Source organism: Eubacterium limosum (assembly GCF_000807675.2).
Classification (GTDB): domain Bacteria; phylum Bacillota; class Clostridia; order Eubacteriales; family Eubacteriaceae; genus Eubacterium; species Eubacterium limosum.
Genome location: NZ_CP019962.1, coordinates 3,870,770 through 3,893,252 on the forward strand (window position 1 = coordinate 3,870,770; position 22,483 = coordinate 3,893,252).

21 protein-coding genes, 1 tRNA gene and 1 riboswitch are annotated in these 22,483 nt (G+C 46.8%); of the genes, 4 read left to right on the forward strand and 18 right to left on the reverse strand.

The annotated features are described in order from the left end of the window. Positions 1-39 precede the first annotated feature (39 nt). The 13 genes from B2M23_RS18185 to B2M23_RS18245 form a co-directional block, all read right to left on the reverse strand. Positions 40-723, reverse strand: a complete 684-nt coding sequence (locus B2M23_RS18185) for an HAD family hydrolase (RefSeq protein ID WP_038351575.1) — start codon at positions 721-723, stop codon at positions 40-42. Next, on the reverse strand, positions 707-1,174 hold the full coding sequence (gene ribH / locus B2M23_RS18190) for a 6,7-dimethyl-8-ribityllumazine synthase (protein WP_038351574.1): 468 nt from the start codon (positions 1,172-1,174) through the stop codon (positions 707-709). The genes B2M23_RS18185 and ribH overlap by 17 nt, the downstream gene beginning before the upstream one ends. A gap of 20 nt (positions 1,175-1,194) precedes the next feature. Continuing rightward, positions 1,195-2,394, reverse strand: coding sequence for a bifunctional 3,4-dihydroxy-2-butanone-4-phosphate synthase/GTP cyclohydrolase II (locus B2M23_RS18195; protein WP_038351573.1), 1,200 nt, complete (start codon positions 2,392-2,394; stop codon positions 1,195-1,197). Between the two features lie 10 nt (positions 2,395-2,404). After that, positions 2,405-3,043, reverse strand: a complete 639-nt coding sequence (locus B2M23_RS18200) for a riboflavin synthase (protein ID WP_038351572.1) — start codon at positions 3,041-3,043, stop codon at positions 2,405-2,407. Further along, positions 3,025-4,128, reverse strand: coding sequence for a bifunctional diaminohydroxyphosphoribosylaminopyrimidine deaminase/5-amino-6-(5-phosphoribosylamino)uracil reductase RibD (gene ribD, locus B2M23_RS18205; RefSeq protein WP_038351571.1), 1,104 nt, complete (start codon positions 4,126-4,128; stop codon positions 3,025-3,027). Before ribD ends, B2M23_RS18200 begins: the two co-directional genes overlap by 19 nt. A gap of 143 nt (positions 4,129-4,271) precedes the next feature. Next, positions 4,272-4,386, reverse strand: a riboswitch (FMN riboswitch). A gap of 155 nt (positions 4,387-4,541) precedes the next feature. Then, the gene (locus B2M23_RS18210; RefSeq protein WP_038351570.1) at positions 4,542-4,949 is read right to left on the reverse strand and encodes a cupin domain-containing protein; all 408 of its coding nucleotides are present in this window, start codon (positions 4,947-4,949) and stop codon (positions 4,542-4,544) included. A gap of 188 nt (positions 4,950-5,137) precedes the next feature. After that, complete coding sequence (locus B2M23_RS18215; protein ID WP_081571293.1) at positions 5,138-5,326, reverse strand: 4Fe-4S ferredoxin; 189 nt, start codon at positions 5,324-5,326, stop codon at positions 5,138-5,140. 53 nt (positions 5,327-5,379) lie between these two features. Continuing rightward, on the reverse strand, positions 5,380-5,748 hold the full coding sequence (locus B2M23_RS18220; protein ID WP_038351569.1) for a DUF4180 domain-containing protein: 369 nt from the start codon (positions 5,746-5,748) through the stop codon (positions 5,380-5,382). A gap of 232 nt (positions 5,749-5,980) precedes the next feature. Further along, entirely contained in the window at positions 5,981-7,909 is a 1,929-nt protein-coding gene (locus B2M23_RS18225; protein ID WP_038351568.1) for an ABC transporter substrate-binding protein, read from the reverse strand. Positions 7,910-8,060: 151 nt separating this feature from the next. Beyond that, positions 8,061-9,296 carry a glycerate kinase type-2 family protein gene (locus tag B2M23_RS18230; protein WP_038351790.1) on the reverse strand — a complete coding sequence of 412 codons (1,236 nt, stop codon included), beginning with the start codon at positions 9,294-9,296 and terminating at the stop codon, positions 8,061-8,063. An 81-nt stretch (positions 9,297-9,377) separates the two neighbouring features. Continuing rightward, complete coding sequence (locus B2M23_RS18235) at positions 9,378-10,796, reverse strand: C69 family dipeptidase (RefSeq protein ID WP_038351567.1); 1,419 nt, start codon at positions 10,794-10,796, stop codon at positions 9,378-9,380. 217 nt (positions 10,797-11,013) lie between these two features. Continuing rightward, positions 11,014-12,063, reverse strand: coding sequence for a response regulator transcription factor (locus B2M23_RS18240; RefSeq protein WP_038351566.1), 1,050 nt, complete (start codon positions 12,061-12,063; stop codon positions 11,014-11,016). An 84-nt stretch (positions 12,064-12,147) separates the two neighbouring features. Continuing rightward, a tRNA-Ser gene (locus B2M23_RS18245) sits at positions 12,148-12,236 on the reverse strand. A gap of 193 nt (positions 12,237-12,429) precedes the next feature. On the opposite strand from B2M23_RS18245, the gene B2M23_RS18250 reads away from it, so the two are divergent. Next, a complete protein-coding gene (locus B2M23_RS18250; RefSeq protein WP_038351565.1) occupies positions 12,430-12,828 on the forward strand; it encodes a secondary thiamine-phosphate synthase enzyme YjbQ in 399 nt (132 codons plus the stop codon). Positions 12,829-12,883: 55 nt separating this feature from the next. Here B2M23_RS18250 and B2M23_RS18255 read toward each other — a convergent pair whose 3' ends face one another. After that, the gene (locus B2M23_RS18255; RefSeq protein ID WP_052237144.1) at positions 12,884-14,323 is read right to left on the reverse strand and encodes a sensor histidine kinase; all 1,440 of its coding nucleotides are present in this window, start codon (positions 14,321-14,323) and stop codon (positions 12,884-12,886) included. 12 nt (positions 14,324-14,335) lie between these two features. Further along, positions 14,336-15,031, reverse strand: coding sequence for a response regulator transcription factor (locus B2M23_RS18260; RefSeq protein WP_038351564.1), 696 nt, complete (start codon positions 15,029-15,031; stop codon positions 14,336-14,338). A gap of 152 nt (positions 15,032-15,183) precedes the next feature. Between B2M23_RS18260 and B2M23_RS18265 the strand changes: the two genes are divergently transcribed. Genes B2M23_RS18265 through B2M23_RS18275 form a run of 3 tightly spaced genes read left to right on the forward strand, consistent with a single transcriptional unit; the run spans position 15,184 to position 17,588 of the window. Then, a complete protein-coding gene (locus B2M23_RS18265) occupies positions 15,184-16,092 on the forward strand; it encodes an ABC transporter ATP-binding protein (protein ID WP_038351563.1) in 909 nt (302 codons plus the stop codon). After that, positions 16,092-16,841 (forward strand): ABC transporter permease, encoded by a 750-nt coding sequence (locus B2M23_RS18270; RefSeq protein WP_038351562.1) that lies wholly within the window; start codon positions 16,092-16,094, stop codon positions 16,839-16,841. Before B2M23_RS18265 ends, B2M23_RS18270 begins: the two co-directional genes overlap by 1 nt. A gap of 12 nt (positions 16,842-16,853) precedes the next feature. Further along, the gene (locus tag B2M23_RS18275; protein ID WP_038351561.1) at positions 16,854-17,588 is read left to right on the forward strand and encodes an ABC transporter permease; all 735 of its coding nucleotides are present in this window, start codon (positions 16,854-16,856) and stop codon (positions 17,586-17,588) included. A 375-nt stretch (positions 17,589-17,963) separates the two neighbouring features. On the opposite strand, the gene B2M23_RS18280 is transcribed toward B2M23_RS18275, so the two are convergent. From B2M23_RS18280 to B2M23_RS18290, 3 genes are read right to left on the reverse strand one after another with little or no spacing between them, the layout of a single operon-like run. Next, positions 17,964-19,448: an FGGY family carbohydrate kinase gene (locus B2M23_RS18280; protein ID WP_038351560.1), complete on the reverse strand. Its 1,485-nt coding sequence runs from the start codon at positions 19,446-19,448 to the stop codon at positions 17,964-17,966. Positions 19,449-19,489: 41 nt separating this feature from the next. Beyond that, positions 19,490-20,917 carry an FAD-binding oxidoreductase gene (locus B2M23_RS18285; RefSeq protein ID WP_038351559.1) on the reverse strand — a complete coding sequence of 476 codons (1,428 nt, stop codon included), beginning with the start codon at positions 20,915-20,917 and terminating at the stop codon, positions 19,490-19,492. Between the two features lie 39 nt (positions 20,918-20,956). Then, positions 20,957-22,483 carry an FGGY-family carbohydrate kinase gene (locus B2M23_RS18290; RefSeq protein WP_038351558.1) on the reverse strand — a complete coding sequence of 509 codons (1,527 nt, stop codon included), beginning with the start codon at positions 22,481-22,483 and terminating at the stop codon, positions 20,957-20,959.

Genomic DNA, 22,483 nt, shown 5'->3' on the forward strand with positions numbered 1-22,483 from the left:
TTGAAAATGCACATCAATTTGAATATCTTAATTTTCAGGTTAAGTACAGAGACTCACTGTCTCTTTTATGGCTGTATAAAGAGCCGTACAATCATTCACAATTCTGGCGGCGCCAATAAGCTCATCTCTGTTTCCATACCCGTAGGCACAGCCAATGGCTGGCAGTCCATTTTTCTGCGCCGCCTCCATATCCTGCAGCCGGTCCCCGATTACAACAGCTTTGCCTTTTTCGGCGTTATTTCGGATCGTCCAGAGGATTTTCCATTTAGGGATAAAATGATATTCCTCCGCACAGTGGAAGTCATCGAAATATTTATCCAGATCAAAGCAGCGGCGGTGCGCTTCCATGTATCGCCGTTTACAGTTGCTCAACAGAATGAGTCGATAGTCTGCTTTTAGCTGCTCCAGCATATTTAGGGCTCCAGGGTACAAAAGAGCTTTGTCCTCTTCTGTAAGACGAACCATTTCCTCACCGATCATCTGACTGCATTCTTTCCTGAACTCTTGCGGCATCTCTGGCATAAAGAGCTGCCACATTTCCTGAGCTGAGAAGCCCAGCCATCGGCTGAGCTCCATATCTGTAAACTGTTTTTCCGGTACGCATCCCCGTCTTTCCAGTGTCTTATAGCTTCTTCGGAATGCTGGTGCATAGATCTCAATACTGTCATGCAGGGTACCGTCATAATCAAAGATGAGCAGCGGGGCTTCAGTTTTCAATTTCATGAATCAGATTAACCATCTCGATGGCGCCGGTGGCACAGTCAAAGCCTTTATTCCCTGCCTTTGTACCGGCTCGTTCAATGGCCTGTTCAATATTTTCAGTGGTGAGTACGCCAAACATTACAGGAATTTCACTGTTTAGGGATACATGGGCAATGCCCTTGGATACTTCATTACAGACATAGTCATAATGGGATGTACTGCCTCTGATAACGGAGCCCACACAGATTACCGCATCGTACTTACCGCAGCCTGCCATTTTAGACGCAATGAGCGGGATTTCAAATGCACCCGGCACCCAGGCAACATCAATGTCCTCATCCTTAACTTCGTGCCGCCTTAACCCATCCAACGCGCCTGAAAGAAGCTTCGATGTTATAAATTCATTAAAACGTGATGCCACAATGCCCACCTTGATTTCTTTTGATACTAATTTTCCTTCAAATACATTCATTGTTTTTCTCCTTTAATATTTTAGTAATTTAATAAATGTCCCATTTTGGTCTGCTTGGTCTTTAGATACCGCAAATCATAATCTGTGGCGGCGATCTGGATTGGTACGCGTTCAATAATATCCATACCAAAATCCGAAAGCTGATAGATTTTATCCGGGTTGTTGGTCAAAAGCCGTAAGGTTTTTGCGCCAAGGTCACGCAGTATCTGTGCCCCGATAAAATACTCCCGCATATCACCGGCAAACCCCAGGGCCAGATTGGCTTCAAGGGTGTCCATTCCCCGGTCCTGCAGCTCGTAGGCCTTTAACTTGTTGATCAGACCAATGCCTCTTCCCTCCTGTCTCATATAGAGCAGAATACCGCGTCCTTCTTTTTCGATCTGTGTCATGGCTGCCGCAAATTGCTGCCCACAGTCACAGCGTATTGATCCAAAGGCATCCCCTGTCAGACATTCAGAGTGTACACGGCAGAGAAGCTCTCTGCCATCCCCGATATCGCCCTTAACCAGCGCAATATGATGCTCACCGTTCATCCTGTTCACATATCCAAAAGCTCTGAAATCACCATATTTTGTGGGCATGTCTGTGGAGGTGACGCACTCTACCAGCCTGTCATGTCTTTTTCGATAAGCCTGCAGAGCTTTAATGGTTATGAACTTCATATTCCACTTCCCGGCCAGCTCAGCCAGCTCTTTTGTACGCATCATAGAGCCATCATCCTTCATGATTTCACAGCAGAGTCCGCATTCCTTCAGTCCTGCCAGGCGCATTAAATCAACAGTGGCCTCAGTATGTCCATTGCGTTCCAGTACACCATTTTTCTTTGCCATGAGTGGAAACATATGCCCTGGCCTTCGAAAATCCTCGGGCCTTGCTTCATCACACACACATCGGCGTGCAGTAAATCCCCGCTCTTCAGCTGAGATACCTGTGGTCGTATCAATATGGTCAACGGATACCGTAAAGGCTGTCTCATGGTTGTCAGAATTATCAGAAACCATCTGTGGAAACTGAAGTTTTTTGCACAGCTCAATACCCATTGGCATACAGATCAGCCCTTTACCGTACACTGCCATAAAATTGACATTCTCTGTTGTCGCAAATTCTGCGGCACATACAAAATCGCCTTCATTTTCTCTGTCCTCATCGTCTGTCACTAAGATAATTTTGCCCTGACGCAGATCCTCCAACGCCTCTTCAACCGTATTAAATTCAATCATTTTCTGCCTCCTAATAGCCGAATTTCATTATAAAATCTTTTGTAATGCCGCTCTGTTGGGGCGCTGTGCCCAGCAGCTTTTCAACATATTTTCCGATACAGTCATTCTCAAGATTCACGCAATCTCCAGCGCCTTTTTGAGATAATGTGGTATTTTTTACGGTGTGTGGGATGACCGAGACACTGAACTGCTTCCCGGTTATGCCCGCAACGGTCAGGCTGATACCATCCACTGCAATGGAGCCTTTTTCAACGATATAGCGTAAAAGATCACTACTGGCCTGAATGGTATACCAAATGGCGTTATCATCCTCTTTAACGGCTGTTATCTTACCGGTTCCGTCGATATGTCCCGCTACAATATGACCACCAAACCGTCCCAACGCGGGCATGGCGCGTTCCAGATTAACAGCATCTCCGGGACACAGGCTGCTGAGCGAGGAACGTTTCAGCGTCTCATGCATGACGTCTACTGTAAAGTATGAATCTGAAAAGTCTGTTATCGTCAGGCAGACACCGTTTACCGCAATACTGTCACCATCCTGAGCATCCTCCAAAACAGTCCTGGCCCCAAGCGTCAGTAAGCTTGAGGCTGCACCCCGGCGGATAGACTGGACTGTGCCCATTTCCTCTATAATTCCTGTGAACATGAAACCACCTCACTTTCTAAAAGAATATCCTCTCCAAGCTTTGTCATTACTGGTGCGGATAAACGCCACGCTGCCTCCGGTGAATCGACCCCTGTTCCTCCAACTGGCGTTTTTGCCTGCTGTCCTCCAAATAGTTTTGGGGCAACGTAGGCCTGTATTTTATTGACGATCCCACTTTTTAAGGCTGCGCTGTTCAACTGTGGCCCACCTTCTAACAAAATACTGTCAATATTCATTTCACCGAGCCGTCTCACCAGAGCTTTTAAGTCAATTCTGCCGTTTTCTATTGTCACCGTGAGCACCTCACACCCTGCCTGATTAAGAAGCAATCTTTTTTTATCATCACCACTTCCTGTCACAATAATGGTTTTTGTTTTCTCAGCCGTTTTTACTATCTTCGCTGTCAATGGGATGCGCAGTCTTGTATCACAGACGATACGAATGGGGTTCCGACCTCCTGGTATACGGCAGGTGAGCAGCGGGTCATCTGCTAAAACTGTTCCAATGCCTGTCATAATCGCCGTGTAACGCTTGCGGTCCAGATGTACTCTCTCCCTTGCCAACTCACCAGTGATCCATTTCGATTTTCCAGAAGCAGTTGCGGCCTTCCCATCCATGGTCATTGCGTATTTCATGACAACGTAGGGCCTATGTGTTCTGATAAAATGGAAAAAAGCGTCATTCAGCGCGTCACATTCCTGCTGTAAAATCCCGGTCGTTACCTCAACGCCATGCTGCCGAAGGATCTCTATACTTTTTTCCGCCACCAGAGGATTAGGGTCATGAGAGCCGATCACTACACGCCTGATGCCGTTTTCTAAAACAACATCGGTACAAGGCGGCGTTTTCCCAAAATGGCCGCATGGGGTAAGGGTCACATAAAGGGTGGCGTCCTGTAAATTCTCAGTGCAGTGAGCAATGGCGTTGCGCTCTGCATGGGGGCCGCCATAGCGCTCATGGGCACCTCTCCCAATGACGCGGCCATTTTTTACAATCACTGCACCCACCATAGGATTGGGGTTTACAAAACCACAGCCCTTCCAAGCCTCCTCAAGAGCCAGCCGCATGTAATCCTGGTCGTTCAAATATAACACCTCCTAAAAAGAAAAATGCCTTGAATAAAATCATTCAAGGCATTTGATGTCAATTTCCTGTACTCAAGGTATATTTAAAATTAAAAAGCTCTGAAATGATAAAATCATTCCAGAGCAAATAAAACATAACCATCGTTTATCTTCTTTCATCCAGACTGTACTGTCGGCTTCGGAGTTTCACCGAATCATGCCTTACGGCTCGTGGGCTGTACCACCGGTAGGGAATTGCACCCTGCCCTGAAGATTGCTTATTCAATTGCTTTGTAGTATAGCACGGTTTATTTTGACTGTCAATAGCCTGATTGCTATTCCAGCGGTTTTTTGCGGATACTATTGGATATTCTTTATCCAGTTATGAATATCTGAAAGAGATGTCTCTAATCTCGCGCTGTGTTTCTTTTTTCTCAAAGCTTTTCGTATTCTTCGTCCTCCACTGGCTCAAGCCATTCGTTTGCCGCGTCCTCTGCCGGAACCTCAATGGCTAAATGGGAAAACCAGCTGTCCTTTGCCGCTCCATGCCAATGTTTAACCTCTGGCGGAATGCTCACAACATCTCCTGGATTTAATTTCTGCGCGGGTTCTCCCCATGCCTGGTACCATCCCTTACCACCGGTGACCAGAAGAATCTGGCCTCCCCCATGATGGATATGCCAGTTATTTCTGCAGCCTGGCTCAAAGGTAACATTTCCAATCACTACACCCGATGTCGACAGCATACTCAGATAGCTTTGGCCAACAAAGTATTCCGCAAAGACGTCATTCTTTTCTCCAATTGGAAATATACCTGGATTTTTATAATCATTTTCGTTCATTTTTTACACTCCTTATAAAATTTCTAACGTCAACCTGTGCTTTCAGGCCTCTATATTACTTTAACACTTGAAGTGAACTCCAAGTCAAGCTCATGTTGAAAATATCTATTCTGTTTATCGTTATTATTTTAAACAAAAAAGAACGTGCATATTAAAAATACACGCTCAATCATTTTTTATTACGCGATTTAACGCGATGATGCTTCCAACTCAGATATAATCGCGCCAGTAGGACAGGTTTCCTCACACACACCGCAATCTACACATTCATCTGTGTTAATGACATATCTGTCATCCCCTTTTGATATTGCCTCGACTGGACACTCTGTCACACATCCGCCGCAGGCTATACACTCGCCTGAAATAATATACGCCATTAGCCACTCCTTAGGTTTAAGTTCTCTAAAAAATCTGGAATTTGCACTTAATACTATAATTTTTCCTTTAACCGGTCAACGGCTTCTTCCCGTGTTGCCACGAAAAAGAAATCTCTGCCATGGTTACTTTCATAAATAAAATCTTTCAAAGGCTTACTCGTATATTTTGAGTAATCGCCAAATATCGCTGCTTTGATATGATAATTAATAAATTTCTGAAGGATCTCACCGGCAATTCCTGTACTCAGTATAAAAAATTCTTCTGAAACAGCATCTTTATCAATCGCAATTCTGTCCGCACCGGTTTCGTATTGTACCGTCATGATTAAATCAAGTGCGGAGTTCGTATCTACAATGATCCTCTCTTCACTGGAAACAACTGCAATATTCGCTTCATCTGTCATAATCTTTTCAATTTTCATAAATTTCCTCCTAAAACTAAATTTGCAGTACAAATTCCAGCTAGCTAGAGAGTATACTATGATTTTTCGTTTTTGTCAAATGCCTGCCTCTGTCCCGCTTTAATTGAGACATTTTATATAATAGAACTTAATTCCATAATTCAAAAGAAAAAGAAAAACTTTTCGTCATTATATCGCTGAGCATTCACTTCAAGTCAAGAGAAGAATACCGCTATAACCTCACACTGCCAGCCTAACGGATCTTATCCAGAAGCATATTGTACTGGCGGTTTTCTGCATTGATTCCCAGTGATTTGATGCCTCCCTGCACACCAGTGTTCTTTTTGATCATCGACTCGATATAATCGGAGTGCTGAGGCCCTGTTCGGAATATTTCCTCTGCACGGTGGTCTTCATCAATGCGGAAGCAGGACATAGTGCGGATAGTATGGTGGTCCTCCCCACGGACCGTAACACGGCCGCCTGGGCCATCAAAAAACACATTTCCGCTCTCAAGTGCTGAGATAACCGCTTCGGTTTCTGTTGTCCCGGCCATCTCCACAGCCCGTTTATACAGGTACATGGCCGTATAGGCGGTTTCGGTATCCATGTTCATGTATGGTACATTCTGATGGTTGTAGACAGAGCGGAATTTCTTTACATACTGCTGCGCTTTTGGGGTTTTTAATTCTTCAATGAACGATGCCATCACGTACATATTCTCAAGGACTGGCGCTTTCAGTTCAACATTCAATGGGTACTCTGCGGCGACCTGTGTGGTTGCGTTGGGAATATAATTCAGTCCGCGCTCATGCCATTGGAGATAAAAACGATCCTGGTTGGGGTAAACGCACATAGAAAACAGAACATCGGTCTGTACCTGGAGAATACGATCAATGACTGATGTAAAATCCATCATTTTTTCATCGAGATATTCGATACCAACAACCTCTCCCCCCAGTTTGGGCACAAGGTATTTCACCCACTCAGCAGATAAAATACCATAATTATAATCTGCTGCCACAATATAGCATTTTGAACCATACTTTTTAAACAGGTAAGTCAGCATTTTTTCCATTTGCTGCTCCGGCATGGCCGATAAGCAGAAAACATAGTGCCCTGAAACACCACCCTCGGTCTGCTGGGTATTGAGATAGAGCGTCTTTGTCTGCTGAGCACAGCGCTGCATGATATCTCGTGAGGGAGACAGTGTTGACCCCATCAGTACATCCACATGCTTCTGTTGAGTGAGCTCGAGAGCCGCCCTGTTTGTCAGGTCAGACTGAGAACGGTCGTCACGAATCAATAATTGAATCTGTTTTCCATCGATGCCGCCTGCCTCATTAATCTCCTTTACTGCCAGCTGATAGGCCGCCTGCTTGCTCCGTTCTTCCTTTGAGGCGATGCCTGTCAAATCTCCGATAATGCCAATTTTAACCACAGGGCTGTCCTGTCCGATTTTTATATCCAGGTAAGTCATTTCTTCTGGAAAACAAATGGTCACCTCACAGCCCTTTTCAGGCTGTCCTATAATCGACGCCTTTCCATGAAACCGCTCTGCAATCCTGCGAACAGTCGCCAGACCGATACCATTTCCCTCGTAGGTTTCATTGCTCTCAAGCCGTTCAAATGCTTCAAAGACGCGATCCGCATAGTTCATATCAAAACCAATGCCGTTATCACGAAAATGAAACGCCACACCGCCATCACGTACTGTGGCAAAAACCCTGATCTGCGCTTTTGTTCTGTTTCTTGTAAACTTAATACTATTTGAAAGAATATTCACGATCATCAGCTTGATCAGAAACAGATCGCCTGTAATCTCCGGCAAATCTTCCATACTTAGGATAACCTTCCGTTCCGGCTCTGCCCGCATCAATTCCTCAAAACACTGGCGGATGAGCAGTTGTGTATTAATGCGTATCCGATCAATATTTTTAAGATCGGCTTTAGAGTACTCCATCAGTCGTTTCACCATATCAGTCATTCCCTCACAGGTTCTGCGAATGGCATGAAGGTCCTCAATGGACTGCGGCGCAAGCCGGTCTCTGTTATCTTCTTCAATAAACTCAGCATATAGGCTGATTTCGCGGGCTGGTGTTTTCAACTCGTGGGCAACGGTATAGATAAAAGAATTGAGCTGCTCAGCCGTTTTTTCTTCCATTTGTTTTTTATCTTCCATGGCTTGTATCTCCATATACTTTGTTAATTGCACAAACAAACCGACCAAATACAAACAAAAAAATGCCGGCTCAACACCGGCACTGCTTTTTCAGGCTGTTAAGTCCTGATGATACTGTATCACGCTTCATGCTTCCAGGCAACAGCTTATCTTAACGTTTTACCAAAACCATTGCAACATCATTGACATTCGTACCTGTCGCCCCGGTCATCACTAAGCTTCCACAAGCCTTAAGGGCGTTATAAGCATCGTTCTCCTGAAGGGTATCGAATATCGAAATTCCCAATTCGGATAACGCTGATTTTGTGTTTTCATCCACAAATCCACCTGCGGCATCTGTCGGCCCATCTGTACCGTCAGAGCCGACGCTGAAAACAGCCGTATCAAGACAATCTGAAATCTTATCAGCTGCCGCCAGAGCAATCTCCTGGTTGCGACCTCCTTTTCCTTTACCTGTCAGTCGGACAACAGTCTCTCCACCAACGATCCAGGCACAGCTTTTTGTTGTCTCCTGGTGTGTCAGGGCAATATCCCCCAGCAGTGTTCCAGCTTCCCGCGCAACGCAATCGAGATGATCTGTTAAAAGCTCTGTTTTATAGCCGAGCTCTTCTGCAGCATTTCTGGCCGCTGTACAGAGTTCACGCACACTTCCGGTTATCACTGTCTCAACATTGTCAAGCTGCTTTGGTGTCTCCCGTTCCAAAGCATCCCATGCAGCTGATGAAAGCTTCAGCCCATACTTCCGTGCTACGTGCTTAGCGTCATCGGCTGTTGAGGAATCCGGGTAAGCTGGTCCGCTGGCAATCATATCCAGCGGATCACCCACAATATCACTCAGAACAATACAGTATACCTGGGCAGGCTTACAGGCGAGGGCGAATCGCCCGCCTTTCACCCTGCTCATACGCTTGCGAAGCGTGTTCATCTCAACGATGTCCGCACCACTGGCCAGCAGCTGTTCTGTCAAATCAGCCAGTTCTCTTCCTGGAATCACTGGATCCTCGAACAATGCCGATCCACCTCCTGAGAGTAAAAACAGTACGGTGTCCTCCTGACTTAAGCCCTTAACCAGCTCAAGGGCTGCCTGTGTGCCTTTAAAAGAATTCTCATCCGGGACAGGATGTCCCGCCTCAATGCAGGTATAATCGGCGACAGGGCCTTTATTATAGCCGTATTTTGTCACAATTACGCCAGCCTCAATGCGTTTTCCTAACACCTTATCTGCTGCCTGCGCCATTTGCCAAGCCGCCTTACCTACCGCTACCAACCGCACCCGGCCATTTCCAAAATTTTTATTTTCAAGAGCCCTTTTGACTGCTTCATCCGGCAAAACGGCGTCAATTGATTTTTTTATAATATAATCTGCGTCTTCTCTGATACTTGGCATTTTCTTAACCTCTGTTTTCATTTTGGATATTTCCGGATCGCTATGCTTATCCTGCTATTCCACAGATCTTAGAATCTGTTTTTAAACGCGGAACATCTTTTTAGCACGCTCAATAGCTGCCTGCGCTTCCGCAACACATTTTTCGGTATAAGCATAAAGCATATCTGCCGCTTCCTGCACTTTTCCATCATTTTTCAATGCCGCCGCTCTCATCTCAACAGCATCGACCTCGGTCAGCCATTTACTTTCCAGTTCATCAAATAAGCTTCTTACAATCATATGGCGCTGTTCGTAGGTTTCTCCATCTGCGTCACCGTTGATTTCATCCAGCAGTGAACGCATATCCCACCAGAATGAACCTTCCTTATGGGTGTCTTCACGGTCGACATCTGACGGTGCACACATGGTTTTTCCAAAGGTTCCTGCCTTCTGTAAATATTCCGGCAAGCCTCTGGCGTCAATAAACAATGGGATATAAATGCTGCAGCATGGAACCACTGGCGCCCACCACATAACAGGCAGCTTCTTGCCATCATCGGGTAAAACCGCTACCATCGAGGAGGCAGTATTCCCCCAGGTGAATCCTGCCGGAGAATCGTGCATACAGATCGTAAGAAAATCCGGTGACGACGCATTGAAATATGGCCCTTCTAAAAAGGTGTCCTCATAGTGGTCGCGCAGAATACGTTTCATATCTGTAACACCAATTTTTTCATCACGGCCTGCTGCCTGTGAAAGTAATTGCCGGGCACGCTGAACGCGGATATGAGAAAGCTGGCGTGGGTTGTTCTGATTGATATATGCCTTTGCAAAATCAAAAGCATCTCGTTTTTCCTCTGGCCACCAGCCCTTTTCAATCGCGTGGTCAATAAGATCACTGCAGCCGCTTGTCATATCTGTGCGAATACTGACCTCATTTGAAATGGCAGCATAGCCTTTTTCAATTTTACGTACAGCCCAACGGTTACCAGCGGTTTCAAGAATGTAGGCCTCTTTTTTATCTGCGATAATATAAGAATTATTGTAAGAGCCCGAAACCGTGTCCGACATCGGCACGCCAGAGCCCCACTGCCCGTACGCTTCAACCAGTTTTGTCATAACATCCAGGGCTTCTTCTGCGGTTTTACCCCGTTCCAGTCCTAACCGGATAAGCTCCATACCCAGAATTCCCTTGTCGACCGGCTTTCCTGCTTCCTCGGATTCTGTATTTTCAGTCAGATCTTTTGTATAAACCGCTTCATTGCCAATGGTCACACCAAACTCATTCATGCCCTCTTCATATCCCCAGCACCAGTAAGGTGACGACCCAAAGGTCCGATACCGTTCTCCAGCCTGATCAATTGCCACGTACGCAAGCTGCAGTTTTTCTCCATCACCAAATGTTTTTGCTTCATGATAAGCCATCGGCTGACAGTCAAAAGCCGGGCGATCACTATTTTTTGCCAGAATAACTGAATTCAATGCCGAAACGTCAGACAACGCTACAAAAGTATCACACATTTTAATTACCTCCTGAAAAATAAAACTTAATAACCAATGTACTTCTTATGGTTAAATGATACTGGAAAGGTTATCAAAAGTGAATGCAATTTAGGCAAAAGATTATTTCAAAAAGACAGGATGAAAACGTGCTCTGGAAATTATTCCATGCAAAATCTGTCTTTTTTCCAGAAATAAGTCAGGCGTGCCCACGCCATAACAATGTAATTAAAGCTGCCTATTTTCTGAGCAGATTCTCTCTATAGCTGCTTGGCGAATGGCCTGTCGTATTTTTAAAAATACGACTGAAGTACTCTACATCCTCATAACCAAGCCCCTCTGCTATTTCATATATTTTCAAGCATTTATCCGACAGCAGTATTTCTGCGCGCCGCATTTTTAAGAATGTCAGATATTGTGAAAAGCTGACCTTCATTTCCTGTTTAAATAAGCTTCCCAGATATTTCTGGTTGACAAAATAGGTGTTGGCCAAACAAGCAAGGCTATGCTTTTCCTCTGGCTGTTCAAGTGCAAGCTCACACATCTCCCTAATCATTCGGTTGCCGGTTTTTGGGATAAAAGGCTTCAACTCTTTAAATATCCGGGAAATCCATTCTGCAAAGGTAAACGCCTCTGTTTCATACCTTCCTTCCTGAAGGTCGATATGAAACAAATCCTTCATCATAAAATATTTTTTCAAATAAGGCTTTATGCTGAGAAGAGACTCCTCGAGCTTTTTAAGCAGGTCGTTCATACAGATAGCCCGCGCCTCTCTGCTCTGCGTGTCCTTTTCCAGTTCATCATCAAGATACCGCGCATAAACCATGGTGTCATCCAGATTTCCGCTCAGGATATATTCTGCCAGGGCATCGATATAATGTACACTGGAGGGCACCGTTTCGCTGATACTGCAAAGAAAGGTGTAAGCCCGCTCAAAAGAATCCTCCACCTTAGCGTTATCAATTGGCTTTACAATGTAATCAAAGGCACCATTTAAAATACCTTCTCTTGCATATGAAAATTCAGCGTATTCACTCAGCAGAATAACACAGCTGCAAAGCTTCTCCTGTTTGATCTGCTTAAGCAGTGAAATCCCATCAACCATCGGCATCCGGATGTCTGTGAGAACCAGATCAATTTTCTGTTTTCTGAGAAGTTCAAGAGCCTCAAGGCCGTTTGAAGCCTCGCCGCTGATCCTGAATTTTCCATCACATTCCTCCCAATAGGGCATACGCTTCAGCTTTCTTCGAAAAACTTCTCTGTCATCAACGACTAATATGTTGTACATTCTTATTTACCTCTTCATATCACCGGGACCGCTGCCGTCACGCGAAAACAAAAAAGCCCTCAATCATTGATTTCAGGCAGTTTATGGCGGAGAAGGTGGGATTCGAACCCACGTGCCCCGGAAGGCAACCGCATTTCGAGTGCGGCTCGTTATGACCACTTCGATACTTCTCCAGACAATATTTATCTTATAATATCCTAATCCACTTTATCCAAGATGTCAATTCTTTTTTCCTGAAAAAGCATGCGTCCTTTTAAAGATAATTTTCAAGAATACATTGTATAATATTAAAAAATTATTTTATTTCAGCAAAATATAAATCCAGAAGAATGAACGGATAATTAAAATGAAAGAAGGTTCCTGACAATGCTCTATGAATTTAAGCTAAGAACAGACCGTGAAAATATGCACGATATTACGCCTCAGGTTTGGGAGGCCATTCAAAAAAGTGGTATTAAGGATGGCACTGTAACAGTCTTTGCGCCACATACCACAGCCGCCATTACCATCAATGAAAACGCTGACCCGGATGTGGTTCATGATATGCTTATCGGACTGCGCCATACCTATCCCGATCTTCCCGAATACCAGCACGCGGAGGGTAACAGCACAGCCCACTTAAAATCAAGCACCCTTGGTGTAAGCGAGACAATTATGCTGGTGGGCGGCAGTTTACTGCTGGGAACCTGGCAGGATATTTATTTCTGTGAGTTTGATGGTCCTCGAAACCGCCATTTTTATGTACGGATCACAGAAGAAAAATAATGAGACGAACGCTGAGCAGTTTTGTACTGTGTCAGCGTTCGTTTTTTAATACGCGCTATTCCTCCCGTGGTAATTCTGTATCGCTTCCCTGCGCAGTGAGAAACACTGGCAGAACAATTTTGACAGAAAAGCACTTGTTTTTCTTACTCTCAAAAGTTATTTTGCCAGCCATAACGCCCACCACCTTTTTTACAATGAAAAGGCCAAGGCCGTGATTCTGCACAGCGTTCTCCTGCTCGTTTTGGATATAATGGGTGGCGTTTCGGATTTGCTCAAGCTTTTCGGGCCCGGTCCCAATCCCGTTATCCGATATTACCAGCTCCAGATTCTCTGCTCTTTTTTCTAGCTTCACCAGAATGTCACAGCCATCCGGGTTATGCCGGATGCTGTTTTGTATCAGATTGACAAGGGCCCTCTCAAAGAGCCTGGCATCCCCCTTTACCAGACATCCACTGCAGTCGTCACTGTAATCAAAATCAATGGTATACTGCTCTGGAAGACCATTGTTTAAAGTATCGCTGATAACCTGGCGCAGGCATTCCATAACATCTATGGGCTCAAGGCACAGGGGCTGCATTTCATATTCCAGCTTTGACGCCAGGTTCAGATCATTGACCAGTGAACGGATACGCAGGGTTTGATGGCTGATGGTTTCCCCTGCCTGCCGGGTTTCGGTATCATCGCTTGTCTTAAGCCCTTCGGCGTAGCCAAGGATAATGGACAACGGCGTTCGGATATCATGGGATACTCCGGCAATCCAGTTTGCGCGGGCGCTGTCCTTTTTTTTAAGGGCTTCATTTTTTTCTGACAAAATGACCGAGGTCTGATTAATGCTCGCAAACAACTCTGAGAATGCCCCTTTTTCTTTGAGGTTAACCGGACGATCTCTGGATAGTGCCTCTAATCCTGCTACTACATTTTTAACAGGGCGCATCATCAGGGTTCCGCTGATGATATAAATCACCATGATCACCAACAGATTGAGCGCCAGCATAAGAGGCAGAGCCTGGGTAATGGTCTTTTGAAGCACTGGTATGCTGTAATACTTGTCCCCGAGACGCATATAGCTGTCCTTTGGAAAGCCCAAAACCAACAAGCCATTGGGATTTTCCCAGGTAAAGGCCGGGTAGTCTTTCAGGTAATAGCGCGAAAAACCAGCGATATCTGTTGGTTTGAAATGGCTGGGTATTTCCGGCGGCGCGTGGTCACTCCAGATAACGTTACTGGTTACATTGTCAATGAGTATGGCCCAGGCGCCACTCTCTGCAAGCAAGGTTTTTCCCTCCTCCGAAAGCTCAAGTGTACCACTTTCGCTTTTCAGCAGGCCATCGGATACCTTTTCGATAATCGCGCCTGGCGACTCCTTCAGATTTCCAGTTACCGGATGGACTGCGACCGCATAGCCCAAATACAGATTGAGGACAAAGAGCACAACGATGGAAAGCATGATCAAAACCATATAGCGTCTGAAAAAAAAGCGGATATGCTTAAACATAATCTTGCTCCTCTATTTATTTACTAACATTTTATAGCCCAGCCCTTTGACTGTAATAAGTGACTTTGGATGGCTGGGGTCAGCCTCGATTTTTTCCCGGATACGCCCGATATGAGCCATGAGCGGTTTTTCATAGCCATAGCTGTCGCCCTCCCATACAAAATCGCAGAGGGCGCCGATGGTTACGATTTTCCCTGCGTTTTCATAGAGCTTTTGAAGAATGGCATACTCTTTGGCCGTAAGGGGCAGAAGCTCCTCTCCCCTGATAATCTCAGCGCGGTCCAGATCTACTGTGGCATCAGCCAGAGTAAAGGTCGGCGCTTCATTTTTATAGGCACGTTTTAAAATAGCATTGATCCTAAACACAAGCTCCTGCGGCAGAAAGGGCTTAATAATATAATCATCCGCTCCCAGTCCAAAGCCGGTGAACCGGTCCTCGGCATTGCCTCTGGCTGATAGAAAAAGCACCGGGATATCCGAAGAGGCACGGATGAATTTGAGCAGCTCAAAACCCTCACCATCTGGCAGCATCACATCAAGCACGGCCATATCAGGAGCTTTTTCCAGGAAAACGGTCATTCCCTCGGCCACGCTCGACGCTGTATAAACCTTCACAAAGCCTTCATTTTTGAGTATCTTAAGCACCAGCTTTAAAAGCTCTGGTTCATCGTCAACCAGAAGAATGCCTTTATCTTTGATGTAATCCATAATTTTACCTCCTGTTCTAAAGGGATTATACCACATTCTAAGGGCCTGCCGACGCCACAGACAAAAAAGTAGACTAAAAGTAGAGTGGCTGTAAAGCAGCTGTGGTATGACGATGGTAAGCTATAAACAGCTTAGAAAAAGGAGTAGAAAAAATGAAAAATATTATTGAGACAAAAAAACTTTGCAAGGAATACGATTCAATCTATCGTGTTAAACACTTAAATCTCCAAGTACGTGAGGGTGAGGTTTATGGCTTTCTGGGGCCAAACGGCGCCGGAAAGTCCACTACCATGAAGATGCTTCTGGGCCTGGCGCATCCCACCTCTGGCGATATTACGGTTTTCGGCAAACCCTTCACAGCAGAGAACCGCCTGGATATTTTAAAGCATACCGGCTCGCTCATTGAGTCCCCGTCCTATTATGGACATCTGACCGCCCGCGAGAACATGCATATTTTGCAGAAGCTTTCAAATATTTCCGAAAAGGATGCCCTTGAGGCCCTGCGCATCGTGCGGCTTGACAACCAGCTGGACAAAAAAGTCAGCCAGTTCTCCTTTGGCATGAAGCAGCGCCTTGGCATCGCCATGGCCATCGCGGGCTTCCCGAAGCTTCTGATCCTCGATGAGCCTACCAACGGCCTTGACCCTGCGGGAATCGAGGAAATCCGCGAATTAATCAAATCCCTTCCCTCAAAGTACGGCATTTCTGTAATGATTTCAAGCCATCTGCTCAGCGAAATCGACCAGATGGCCACCACCTGCGGCATTATCAATCATGGAGAGCTTATCTTTCAGGGGAGCCTGAAATCTCTGCACGCGTACAGCAGCCCCAGTGTGGCTTTTAAAACCAGCAATCCGGTCGGTACAAAATCGCTTCTGCACCGTATGAAGCCACAAATAGATGATGACGCTGTTCTTGTCCATGGTATTGACGATAAAATGACCGCGCGGATCAACCGCCTGCTCATGGAAAAAGGTATTGATGTCTACCGTATTGAAACACACGCATTGAGCCTCGAGGATATTTTCCTGAAGCTTACCGGTAAAGGAGGCGCGTTATAATGACCTATTTAAAACTGGAATTTTACAAACTGAAACGCCGCAGGATCTTTCTGACAACGACAGCCATTCTGCTGATCCAGGCTGTCTGGGTCATTGCCGCTACAGACCAATATTTATCGAGAGGACGAATGCTTGATTTCCCCTGGGAATCCTTGCTCATGACCTTTACCTCCATGCAGGTGATTTTCTTTCCCATTGCCGCCGCAGTGCTCAGCAGCCGCATATGCGATATTGAACATATGGGCAATACTCTGAAATGGCTGGAAACCACCTCTGAAACCAGAAGCCGCCTTTACCTTGCCAAATTTACTGCCAGCAACCTGCTGCTCTTAATATCCTCCTTCATCACCTTTGGTACCCTGATCGTCTATGGCTTTTTCGTCAAGGCTTTCTCAGTTTCCTTTCCCGTCACAGCCTTTCTGACCACCCTTGTGGGGACAGCTCTGGTTAACGCGGCTTTGCTCGCCCTTTTCCAGGCGATCGCGCTGTATTTTAAAAACCAGCTCATCGTGATGGTCGCAGGCATTGTTTTCGGCTTTCTGGGAATCATGGGGAGCCTGCTTCCCTCCGCTTTGAGGCATCTGGTTTTATCCTGCTACTATCTGGATTTATCCCCGGCTGTCATGGCATATCCCTCTGGGGAAATCCAGCTGACAGCAGTGCCTGTCTGGCCATTTGCCGTCGCGCTTTTTCTGGGCATTATCCTCTATCTTGCGGGGCGTTACTGCCTTAGCAAAAAAGAGTTTTGAAAGGAGTCTGTTATGTTTAAAAATGCTGTTTTAGCTGAAAGCCTGAAGCTTAAGGGCTCAAAAATCGCTTTGCCTGTAATCCTTCTGCCCCTGATCAGTGTTCTGCTTGGCAGCGGCAACTTTGCTGCCAATCCTCACGAGCTTACCAACGGGTGGTACAGTCTCTGGACACAGGTCGCTCTGTTTTACGGCTATTTCTTTTATCCAATCATTATTTCCATCTGCTGTGCGTACACTATACATCTTGAAAAGAGCAACCATAACTGGAACGCAATGATGACCTGCCCAGTTCGACCGGGAGCTGTTATCCTGTCAAAGCTTATTGTCACCTCCACAGTCAGCCTGATTGTCCAGGCTTTTCTGGTAATACTCTATCTGACAGCCGGACTGCTCCTCGGCGTCAAAGGCGGCTTTCCACTGGATATTGTAAATTTCAGCCTCTGCGGCCTTGCAGCCTCCATCGCAGTAGCGGCCGTTCAGCTTTATTTATCCATGATCGTTAAAAGCTTTGCTCTGCCCATCGGCATCTGTTTGGGCACTTGTGTGCTGGGGTTGGGGCTTTGCGTCACTGGCCTGTGGATGCTCTATCCTACTTCCCTGCTGGTCAAGGGCTTTGGCGCGCTGAACCAGGCAGCCCTCAGCCCACTTGAGCATATTTTGTTCTTTATCCTCTGCGCTGCGTATACCCTTGTTTTCACAGGGCTGGCAATCCGCCGTCTTACAAAGCGAGACACCGCCACATCGTAGACAGGATACGTCGAAACGGCGTATCCTGAGCGGGTCAAAAAACCTGAGAGACGAAGCCTTTTACCTAAGGAAGGAAAAAGCGTCCTGCGGGCACTGCCTACTCATCTGTATCTTTTTCATGAATGTTGATACCTGATCTCGTCAATGTCCGGCTGTTCCGGTAAAGCAGTTTGATTCCTGACCGTTTACCACAGCGCCTGGATCTTTTTTCTTATCTGGATAAAAGGCGCAGTCTCGGGTTGCTCCACTTCTTTGACAGACTGACGATACGTCGAAACGACGTATCCTGTCCTGGGCATAACAATTTAAAAAAGGTTTCTGCTGGCGATTAACCAGCAAAAACCTTTTTTATAAAATACTAACAGGGGTTAAGTGTTAGTGTCTAATCCAATTCAGCGAACGTTTTACGGCTTCTTTCCACTCCTGGCTGCGGGTGTCACGAAGCACAGGGTCAATTTTGGGCTCAAAGACCTGGTCTGTGTTCAATACATTTTTGACATCCTCCAGGCCGATCATATTTACGTACAATGCTGCCATCAGCGCTGCTCCAAGACTGGTGGCTTCCAGTGTATCCGGACGTGAGACCCTTGCGTCACAGTAATCTGCCAGCATCTGAACCAGCAGATTGTTTTCAGAAGCGCCGCCGTCAATCTTGATTTCCTCAATTTTTACACTGCATTCCCGTTCTACCACATCCAGAATATCCTTGATGCCAAAGGCGATACATTCAAGGGTTGCACGGGCGATATGGGCTTCTGTGGTTCCGCGGGTAATGCCGATGAGCATACCTCGGGCAAAGGGATCGTTGTGCGGCGTGGTCAGTCCCACCAAAGCCGGTACAAAGTAAACGCCGTTGGTATCTGGAACCGAAGCCGCCAAAGCCTCAATATCTGATGATTTACGAATGATTTTCAGGCCATCACGCAGCCACTGGACTGCTGAGCCGGTAACAGACACAAAGCCTTCAACCGCATAGGTAATGGTATCGCCAAGCTTCCAGGCGATCAGATTATCCACACCGCCTGAGGCAATATTAAATTCTGGGCCGATGTTAATATCCATAAAGCTGCCAGTACCATTGGTACATTTCATGGTCCCGGGCTCAAGGCAGCCCTGGGCAAACAATGCGGACTGCTGATCTGCAACCGCCCCGGTGATCGGGATTGCGCTGCCAAAAAGATCGGTGGTCCCATAGTCGGAGGATTCTGACTGAATAACTGGAAAAATATCCTTCGGGACACCGATATAATCCAGAAACTCATTGTGCCATTCGCCGGTTCTCAAATCAATACAGCCGCTGCTGGAGGCGTTAGAGCAGGAAACGGCATGGGTCTTTCCACCCGTCAGTTTCCAGATCATCCATGTATCCATGGTTCCATACAGCGCCTCGCCATTTTCGATTTTTTCTTTGATTTCCGGAACATTGTCCATGTACCATTTGATGATCAGGGCATTGTTGTGCGGCGCGATCACCTTGCCGGTCTCCTGTAAAATCTTTTCCGCCCATTCGGTCTGCTTAATGGCGTCTACGGCCTGTCCTGTTCGGCTGTCTTGCCATACAATGGCATTGTACAGCGGTTCGCCGGTATTTTTATCCCAGATAACACAGGTATTCCGTTGATTGGTAATGCCCATACAGGCAATATCATCACTGCTAAGTCCTGCCATCTCGATGGCCTCGCGGCAGACGCCCACACTCTTGGCATAGATTTCCATGGCGTCATGCTCAACCATGTTTTCCTGCGGTGTATACTGCGTAAATTCCTGATAGGCCTGGGCGGCAATGTTAAAATCCGAATCAAAAATCAAAGCCCGGGTGCCGGTAGTGCCTTCATCAATTACTAATACATATTTCCCCATTTTATCTCTCCTCATATAAATATTTAATTTTACCCCTAAAATTATCTTTCGACTAACAATACGCCCTTATTCATAATATGGTTTGGATCGAGTGCATCCTTGAGGCGATACATCAATTCATAGGATGAGCCGTGCTCCTGCGGCATCCATTTTGTCCGGTATTTCCCAGAGCCGTGATGATGTGCGATGCTTCCGCCCCGCTTCAGTGTCTCTTCCATAATAATGCTGACCAGATCCATATAATCTTTCTGTACGGCATCGACCCCCTTATCCGCTAAGAAATTAAACCGGCAATAAATATTTGTCCCTGTAAGGTAGCTGTGTGAGGAATGCGCGCCGACAAAGGAAATATTGCTGATCTCATTCCGAATTCTCTCGATCATCGCTTCATAGATGTCCCCGATTTCAGACCAGTTGGCTGCTATTTCAGTGGTGTCTGAAACCAGCCCCTTATTGTAATTGATGGGCTTGTCAATGTTCGGGCAGGAATCGTTTCGTGTTTCCAGCCAGACCTCTACTGGCTTGGTACCCAAATCTAACAGCTCGTATTCGCCTGCCAGTTTTTCAATGGCTTCGCCTGTAACCCTCGCGATTTCCGCTGGTCCCTCCGCGATAAAGAGAAGCATGGCATAACCCTCTGGCGCTGGCGCTCCCATACGTTCCGCTACCTCATATTTGTCATGAAGGCGCACCACTGCCGGCTTGTAGCCAGCAATCATAATTTCCCGGATAAAGTCAAGCCCCCGCTTCATGCCGATAACACCATAAGCACGCATCCATCTATTCTCTGGCTTGTAGGGGTACAGCTTTAAGGAAACCTCTGTTACAAAGCCCAGCATCCCCTCACTGCCGATAAACAGGTGTCTGAGATCTGGCCCGGTGGAACGTCTCGGCACATTTTTTATACGGACAATGGTACCGTCTGCCAGCACAGCTTCCAGCCCGACGATCACATCCTCAATACCGCCGTAAAGGGTTGAAAACTGGCCGATGCTCCGGGTTGCCACCAGGCCGCCCAGGCTGGCAAGGGGCAGGGACTGTGGATAGTGCCCGGTGGTAAAGCCCTTTTTGTTCAGCACCTCTTCAAGGTATTCCAGAGGTGTGCCGCACTTGGCGGTTACAATCCGGTTTTCCTCATCAATCTCAATAATCTCATTCATATCTGAGCCGTCTAAAATCACACCGCCCTCCACGGGCTCCAAGCCCATGGTAACGCTGGAACCGCCGGTTCTGGGCACCACATCGGCCTTGTTTGCATTTAAAAATTTTAATACCTCTGAAGCCTGCTGGGTGTCAGCGGGTTTTACAACACAGGCGGCCTTTGGCACCCATATTTTCCCATCTGACCTGTGATAACGGCGAAAACCAATATAATCTCTGGATGCCACCTCAATACTGGCATCGTCTGTGATTACCCGATCGTCGCCGACCACCTTTTTAAGACCTAAAATCAACTCTTCCTGTTTCATGCGCTTTCTCCAATCTGTTGTGTATTTTATTTAAAACGGCTAAGCCGTTATTTCAGCGATTTCCTTCAATAAATCCTCATTAATGGTGTAGCACTGGCTGAACACGCGGTCCATCAGCTTCTGGTATACGGCATGGTGCTCTGCGATCGGGGTATAGGTTTCTGTCTGCTGCCCCATGGCTTCGACAGCCTGCTGAAAATCCGGAAAGATCCCTGCGCCTACCGCCGCGCAGATAGCACAGCCTAAAGAGCAGGTTTCTGTTTCGACAGATTTTTTAACCGGAATATTGAATACATCCGCAATGGTCTGTACGGCTGTGACGCTCTTGCTCCCGCCGCCTCCCACGCGAAGCTCTGTGATGGATTTTCCAATGATGCCGCACATTTCATCTGTGCTGACTTTAAGCTGCATCACAATGCCTTCGATCAGTGATCGGAACATGTGGGCTCTTTTATGGCGGTGGTCAAAACCAATAAACATACCCTTGGCGGCAGGCTTATCCCAGTTGGATTTCCAGTCTGGAATCGTCACCAGCCCCTCGCTGCCTGCCGGAATGCTCTCTGCTTCCCTGTCAAGGTAGGCTTCAATGGTCATACCTAGCTTCTCCGCCTTGGCGTCAAGCCCTTCAGCCAGATTGTCCCTAAACCATGACACCAGCCAAAACCCCTTTGATATTGCCGCCTCAGCATGCCATGTGCCTGGAACAGATGCCAGATAGGTGCGGTGCTTCAGCTTTTTGTAAGCATCTGGGATATACTTTTCTCCTACGATGTCCAGGCCGCTCAGGGTTCCCAGTGTAATGTATGCCTGCCCGTCACTGATGGAGCCAGAGCCTAAAACCTCACACTGTTTATCACCCGCACAGGCCACCACCGGGCAGCCCTCTGGAAAGCCTGTAAGCGCTGCCGCCTCCGCTGTGACATGACCCATCACCTGCCCAGGCTCCACAAACCGCGCCAGCTGACTGCGCTTCAGTCCCATTTTTTCAAAAACCTCATCATCCTCATAAAGCGCCCACTGCTCCCGGTCTACAGGCATTCCCAGATTGTTGGCCAGGGTATCCACATAGCCGCCAAAAAGCTGATAGCCCATGTAGCCCGGAGCCGTCAGATATTTGTGTATTTTTCCGGCAAGCTCTGGAGAATTCGTTTTCATCCAGTTCATTCTTGAATAATTCCTGAGATAATCACACCAAGGGTCCATCGCTTCAGTGGACGGCGGTAAATGACTAGCGTTCTCACGCCACCGCAAATCCATCCAGCTGATGGGCCTGCAAAGCTGGCGGTTATCCTCTCCGACAAAAAAGGTGGTTCCCCGCTGCCCGGACAAGCCGATCGCAGCAATTTCATGAACGTCACCCTCGAATTTTGAAAACAAATCGTCGCAGGCATGGCAGAGGCCGTTCCATAGATCGTCATAGTCATGTACTGCATAGCCTGCCTTTTCAGCAATTAACGGCGGGTGGGCGGCTATGCCCATACAGACCTTCTGGCCTCTGGTATCAAAAATGATCACTCTGGTGCTCTGTGTGCCGCTGTCAATACCTACCACATATTTTTTATCCAT

Bases quoted from the DNA above. Each gene is read 5' to 3' on its own strand.
- B2M23_RS18225 (WP_038351568.1), bottom strand. From the start codon at position 7,909: ATGGAAGATAAAAAACAAATGGAAGAAAAAACGGCTGAGCAGCTCAAT.
- B2M23_RS18215 (WP_081571293.1), bottom strand. From the start codon at position 5,326: ATGGCGTATATTATTTCAGGCGAGTGTATAGCCTGCGGCGGATGTGTG.
- B2M23_RS18220 (WP_038351569.1), bottom strand. From the start codon at position 5,748: ATGAAAATTGAAAAGATTATGACAGATGAAGCGAATATTGCAGTTGTT.
- B2M23_RS18185 (WP_038351575.1), bottom strand. From the start codon at position 723: ATGAAATTGAAAACTGAAGCCCCGCTGCTCATCTTTGATTATGACGGT.
- B2M23_RS18260 (WP_038351564.1), bottom strand. From the start codon at position 15,031: ATGGATTACATCAAAGATAAAGGCATTCTTCTGGTTGACGATGAACCA.
- B2M23_RS18285 (WP_038351559.1), bottom strand. From the start codon at position 20,917: ATGAAACAGGAAGAGTTGATTTTAGGTCTTAAAAAGGTGGTCGGCGAC.
- B2M23_RS18250 (WP_038351565.1), top strand. From the start codon at position 12,430: ATGCTCTATGAATTTAAGCTAAGAACAGACCGTGAAAATATGCACGAT.
- B2M23_RS18280 (WP_038351560.1), bottom strand. From the start codon at position 19,448: ATGGGGAAATATGTATTAGTAATTGATGAAGGCACTACCGGCACCCGG.
- B2M23_RS18275 (WP_038351561.1), top strand. From the start codon at position 16,854: ATGTTTAAAAATGCTGTTTTAGCTGAAAGCCTGAAGCTTAAGGGCTCA.
- B2M23_RS18255 (WP_052237144.1), bottom strand. From the start codon at position 14,323: ATGTTTAAGCATATCCGCTTTTTTTTCAGACGCTATATGGTTTTGATC.
- B2M23_RS18235 (WP_038351567.1), bottom strand. From the start codon at position 10,796: ATGTGTGATACTTTTGTAGCGTTGTCTGACGTTTCGGCATTGAATTCA.
- ribH (WP_038351574.1), bottom strand. From the start codon at position 1,174: ATGAATGTATTTGAAGGAAAATTAGTATCAAAAGAAATCAAGGTGGGC.
- B2M23_RS18210 (WP_038351570.1), bottom strand. From the start codon at position 4,949: ATGAACGAAAATGATTATAAAAATCCAGGTATATTTCCAATTGGAGAA.
- B2M23_RS18240 (WP_038351566.1), bottom strand. From the start codon at position 12,063: ATGTACAACATATTAGTCGTTGATGACAGAGAAGTTTTTCGAAGAAAG.
- B2M23_RS18265 (WP_038351563.1), top strand. From the start codon at position 15,184: ATGAAAAATATTATTGAGACAAAAAAACTTTGCAAGGAATACGATTCA.
- B2M23_RS18200 (WP_038351572.1), bottom strand. From the start codon at position 3,043: ATGTTCACAGGAATTATAGAGGAAATGGGCACAGTCCAGTCTATCCGC.
- B2M23_RS18230 (WP_038351790.1), bottom strand. From the start codon at position 9,296: ATGCCAAGTATCAGAGAAGACGCAGATTATATTATAAAAAAATCAATT.
- B2M23_RS18195 (WP_038351573.1), bottom strand. From the start codon at position 2,394: ATGATTGAATTTAATACGGTTGAAGAGGCGTTGGAGGATCTGCGTCAG.
- B2M23_RS18270 (WP_038351562.1), top strand. From the start codon at position 16,092: ATGACCTATTTAAAACTGGAATTTTACAAACTGAAACGCCGCAGGATC.
- B2M23_RS18290 (WP_038351558.1), bottom strand. From the start codon at position 22,483: ATGGATAAAAAATATGTGGTAGGTATTGACAGCGGCACACAGAGCACC.